The following is a 5,043-nucleotide window of genomic DNA, read 5'->3' as shown; positions in this document are numbered from 1 at the left end:
ATCGAAAGGGATTATTTCAAATCCCTAGCGCCCATCAGATCGTACCGAACGTCCTTTCGGAAGTAGTACGCTCAATCGGTCAATTCAAAATGGCTAATTTTGAATTGTGCGCTATCTAAAAAAACATGGCTTTAAGCAGGCTGTTGCCTGCTCAAAATCGCTAAAACGAAAATGGTCAGGCAGTTGGTCAGACTGCTTTCAGTCAATGAATATCCCGACTATAAACCATAAAAAATAGGGTGTAAATTCCGTTACCTAGGAACCCCAAAATTGCACGATGACAATTTTAGGTGATTCAGTCCAAAAATAACGGCTTTGCCGTTTTAAAAGCGCCTTTCGCATGAAAGCCTTTAAATTAAAGGCTTTCATTCATATTGAATATTGCTTGGTGACATGCTTAAATAATAAATATTGCTTAATGACAATTTATAAATATTGCTCGGTGACAATAAAATGATACAGTACAGTCCAAATAGTCGTTACACAGCTCAAAAAATTGCAGATAAGGTTGCCAATGGTGCTTATTTTTATAGCCATTTTGCAGTTGAAAGTGACAACACATTACTTTTTGAAAAAGTGCAGAAAGTTATTGAAAAATTGACTTTGAAATATTCGCTGAATCTCAGTGCTCGACAAAGAACATACCGTTTAAATACTAAAAAAGAGCCGATAGCCGATCTGATTGTCCAAAAGCGTTTTAACCAAGATATTTTTGATTTTTGGTTACTGATTACGACCCCACACAGTCATCAATACAACCTGTCTAAAAGTGATGTTGAGTTTAAGAAAATTCCACGTCAGCGAATTGAAGAAGCTCAAGCAGATTGGAGCCGTGAAGTTGAGCGCGAACAAGTCCAGTTGATTCAGGACTATTACCAAGATCACGAAAAATTCAAATTTGTATTGCAGAAGCCATTTTTAAAACTTGATCTTGTACGTTCTTCTAAAATTGAATTAGTACGGCTCTCACATTCAAACAAAAAATCAAAAACCTATGCCCCGACTGAAAAAAGTGCCAAAAATTACACATGGACGTGGCGATTTGATGAGCCTTCAGTTCAATTTTTTAAAAGAAAGTATCTTGAATTGATGGATAAACTCATCTCGAATCCTGACAAAAGCGTTGGTATGTCTGATTTAAGTGAATTGTATACAGTGTTTAAGCACTACGCAGTTTTTAAAGGAAATCGTCATCAAGTTGGACGTTTACTGGTGGATGCAGTGAATTATCATTACAAAAAAACAGGTAAAAATTTTAGAAAAATGGACTATTACGTTCCACTGGAGCTGAGCTATTTATCACGGCAAACGAATTATGCAGATGATTTTATCCAATATGCCTTTTTACGCAGATTATTGGAGGATGCAGAAATTCGATTGGATAAAGAGAAAGTGAACAGTGAAACGTACAACGATTTACTTAATAAATATTTGGTCTGAGGGGTAATTTATGCAGAAAAGTGATGTGTTTTTTAAAGATTTTAAAACCAGTTTTATTGTTGCTGGCTTGGCTTTCACTGTCTTTTTTGCCATGGCGATTTTTTTTGAATTAGCTATGGGCGCAATATTAAAAATTGAACCATCTCAAGCCCGAATTTCTTTATTTGTTGGTTTTTTCATGTTGGTTGGAGTGGGATTCTTCCTTTTTTCCAAGAATAGCCTAGGCAATAAAGTCGGTGGAATTGTAGTAACAGCAATACTTTCAGCCGTTTTTCTTGGTTTGAAATTCTATTATTTTTAGGAATATCCAGAATGAAAAAATATGGCGTTGAAATTGTTGATCGCCCCAAGATTAAACCCTTCAAAGAGCTTGATTTGACAGGGATAGAGGGAGAAAAACTTGTCAGATTACTGACGAAAAAGATTTTAATCCGCCATGAAAAAACATTTAAACGACTGGCTGATATGTGATGTTAATTGAAAGTCACAACCTTGTTGTCATTCAAATATACGGCTATCTCAGTAATATTTCTTGCATAACATCCGCCCATTAAATATTCGGCTCTACTTCCGTAAGATGGCAAATTAGTGATTTTGTTATCAGGTAGAACTAAACAAGCTCCTCGATTAACAACAACTTTTTGGACCGCAAGGGGAGTATTTGATACGGACTGCACTTCAATTTTTGTGTTTGGAGATGTGGAGTATTGCTTTTGTATGTCTGCAACATTGACGACAACTAGCTGAGGCTTTTTATTTTCTGCATAAGTCGTAACTGAATAGGACGTTAGAAGAATGAGGAATAATCGCTTTATCATCATTGAACCTGTAAATTTTTTCTAATGGCAAAATTATTAAAATCGCGTGTGCGATAAATCACTTTAAGAACTCTTAGGATTAAAGCCCAGTTTCTTTAAGTGTGGTACTAGCAACTTTTGTTTTTCAGGGTCTTTAAGCATATCTTTGAGTCGTGATGCTAAAGCTTCATACCCCTCATTCCCGACTGCGTATTTTCCAAGTTCAGGCAATTTTGAAAGTTGATTACCAAACATATTGATTTGAGAATCGGACATTTCGAAAAACATATCAACGGTGTTTGGATCTCGTGCAGGTGCAATTAGTTTAGGTTTAGGTTTTTCCTTCACAGTGAACTTAAAGCCAACCACGGAACGCCCACGCTTCACATTTTCATAACTTAGATCAATATCTGTATTGACTGTTATCTCATCCAGTGACGGTTTAATTACACGCTTTTTGAGGTTGCTTAGGTCTTGGTATGATTCAGGTAGTCCTAATTGTTCAAATAGCTCATCTAGGCTAATTTGAAAACCACCCATTGTTTGGTGTTTCTTAGCTAAGTGATAGAAGTCTAGGGAGTAGTCCTTTTTTAGCCGTAATACGACTTCTTTTTTGTATTTGGTATAAGGGTTTAGGGCATCAAACTCTCTAAGCAGTAATAGTACTTCATCAGTAAAATATAGCTCTGCGCCACCCTCGCCATAAGCTGTTTTATACATCCATCGAATACTTACTTTCTTTTTATCTGCTCTGACATAGCCAAAGTAACGGTCAAAAAGCTTTTTAGTCGCGATTCCTAAAGCTGTATATGCACCTGTTATTTCAAGACCGCAAGCAGATGCAAACTCCTCTGTTGAGATGAAAATAGGCTCACCGCTAGATACGTTCGTTGTTCTTGCTAAAGGCGTTGCCATGATAAATAAACGCTTTTCATCAAGAGTCATACTTTTAAAACATTCTACTACTCGGTTTTGTAAAACCACCCAGTCTTTGGGATAGTGTTTTTTAATATCTAAATCCATATTCCAGTTGTCCAAAAAATACTCATGATTTCTGTACCCTTTTTAAATAGGTACGTAGTTTAAGTCAATACTTTTTATAGATTATAGTACAAATATATTTTTGTACTATAAAGCATGGCGTTTGTACTTTTTTAACATGGCGTTTGTACTTTTTTAAATAGTAAAAGCATGGCGTTTGTACTTTAAAGCATGGCGTTTGTACTTTTTTAAAGTCTGAAAGCTATATCTAGCAAGGGCTGTAGAGGGGCGAAAAGCTTTTAAAAGCTTTTTAAAAGCTAAAAAGAGAATCAAAGGCAAAAGCAAGAGCAAAATCAAAGGCTATGGCACTCGCTTCGCTCGTGTCGTTTCAAGAGCAAAAGCAAAAGCATAAAAGCGACTATGAACTCGCTAAAGCTCGTATTTTTTAAAAGCAAAAACACACGATAGCCAGGATTCTCGAAAATCAAATTTTGTAAAAAGCAAAAGCGGTTTTTCAGAGAGGGGAATAAGCGAATTTTCTTTGTGTCACTCGTAGACACTCGTTAAAGATAGCGATTAAACGCAAAAAAACGGCAATTACAGGGTATTTAACTTGTTTTTTAACCTACCCTACGTTGTTGTAATTAAAATCGCTTAAAACGCAAATGGTGAAGTTTTAGAAACAACGGTCAGGGTTTCGCATGATTGTCAATCATACCCCTGCCGTGCATATTTTTTAACGCAAAGTTACGCAACTTATCGCCACAGGCTTTGACATGCCTGTGTTGGTATCGCTGAACGCCCTTTTTTATACTAAAAAAAAGAAAAAACTCGTCTTAACGATGACTCCGCTAATTTTTCTAAATTAGTAAAATATTCATTAAGTTAGTAAAGAAAACTATCAAACAGAGTGGTGATTAACAGGACTGTTGCACTTAGAAAGTGACTACATATCACGTCTGTTTTTTCATTGAAATTTGCATAGTCCCAGTTTTGTTCGAGAGACCAATCCCGAACAACTGGAACACAATGGCGACCAAACCATTTTTAGCTATTTTTTTCCGCTTTTTTAGATAACAACATAAAACCGACTCAAACTTTCGGAAACACTTTTACGCCCTTTATCAATACTGACAGCCACGCCAATATTGAGTTTGCAAAATGTCTTAGCAGTAAAAAAACCTGCAACGATTTCACCATGAATGGTTTATACGCCCTACTCATCTTCTCTCCCTCTCCATACCTTGCCATGACAATTCAATGTCTAACAGCATGGAGATTCCCAAGTTAGTTGAAATGATCTTAACGATTAGAACGCCAATCTTCTTTTGTCTACCAGCACTTCCAGTTTCCCCCCGGCAGGGTTCCTTTAAAGGACGGGGATATGGCTGAATAGACAAAATCTGAAGGTATGACTCTTAATCTACACCTGTCTCGGGTTTATACTTCCCGATGTATACTGTTTAAGCTATCCGTTGACCCTTCTTGCTTGAAATTATCTCACTCAAAGGTGCCGCTGCATCCAGATTTCTCCTCAGCTAGCCTGTAACATTGCTGTTACCTCAAACGCCATCAGTTGTGCCAATGAGCTGCGCTTCCCTTGTATTTCTACAAGTGTATTTACCGCAACACATGCCGAGATTTTGAGCGTGACATCCTGTCTGCTTAACTCGGTAATCATTAAAACAGGGTTTCGATGTAAAACATCTAGCTAGGCTATATCTAACCTAACGACCACTTCCCCGACTGAAAAAACAGTCAGTTTATAGGCTCCCGTGTCCTTGTCGCCCAACCCCATGAACAATGCAGAACATGGATGGATTGG

General features: G+C 37.1%; 4 protein-coding genes. 3 read left to right on the top strand and 1 reads right to left on the bottom strand.

Features of this window, described 5'->3' with window-relative positions; all coding sequences use genetic code 11:
• Positions 1 to 453: 453 nt before the first annotated feature.
• Genes EXE10_RS20050 through EXE10_RS20040 form a run of 3 tightly spaced genes read left to right on the top strand, consistent with a single transcriptional unit; the run spans position 454 to position 1,911 of the window.
• Positions 454 to 1,440 (top strand): hypothetical protein, encoded by a 987-nt coding sequence (locus EXE10_RS20050; RefSeq protein WP_130114520.1) that lies wholly within the window; start codon positions 454 to 456, stop codon positions 1,438 to 1,440.
• Positions 1,441 to 1,450: 10 nt separating this feature from the next.
• Entirely contained in the window at positions 1,451 to 1,741 is a 291-nt protein-coding gene (locus EXE10_RS20045) for a hypothetical protein (RefSeq protein ID WP_130114519.1), read from the top strand.
• Between the two features lie 11 nt (positions 1,742 to 1,752).
• Complete coding sequence (locus tag EXE10_RS20040) at positions 1,753 to 1,911, top strand: acetyltransferase (RefSeq protein WP_130114518.1); 159 nt, start codon at positions 1,753 to 1,755, stop codon at positions 1,909 to 1,911.
• A gap of 410 nt (positions 1,912 to 2,321) precedes the next feature.
• Here EXE10_RS20040 and EXE10_RS20035 read toward each other — a convergent pair whose 3' ends face one another.
• Positions 2,322 to 3,260 carry a replication initiation protein gene (locus tag EXE10_RS20035; protein ID WP_130114517.1) on the bottom strand — a complete coding sequence of 313 codons (939 nt, stop codon included), beginning with the start codon at positions 3,258 to 3,260 and terminating at the stop codon, positions 2,322 to 2,324.
• Positions 3,261 to 5,043 lie beyond the last annotated feature (1,783 nt).

Source organism: Acinetobacter sp. WCHAc060033 (genome assembly GCF_004209125.1).
GTDB classification, from domain to species: Bacteria; Pseudomonadota; Gammaproteobacteria; order Pseudomonadales; family Moraxellaceae; genus Acinetobacter; species Acinetobacter wuhouensis.
Note: the sequence above shows the minus strand (reverse complement) of the source record. Positions and strands in the feature narration are given on the sequence as shown.

Coding starts and splice junctions, on each gene's coding strand:
- EXE10_RS20050 (WP_130114520.1), top strand. CDS start 454: ATGATACAGTACAGTCCAAATAGTCGTTACACAGCTCAAAAAATTGCA.
- EXE10_RS20045 (WP_130114519.1), top strand. CDS start 1,451: ATGCAGAAAAGTGATGTGTTTTTTAAAGATTTTAAAACCAGTTTTATT.
- EXE10_RS20040 (WP_130114518.1), top strand. CDS start 1,753: ATGAAAAAATATGGCGTTGAAATTGTTGATCGCCCCAAGATTAAACCC.
- EXE10_RS20035 (WP_130114517.1), bottom strand. CDS start 3,260: ATGGATTTAGATATTAAAAAACACTATCCCAAAGACTGGGTGGTTTTA.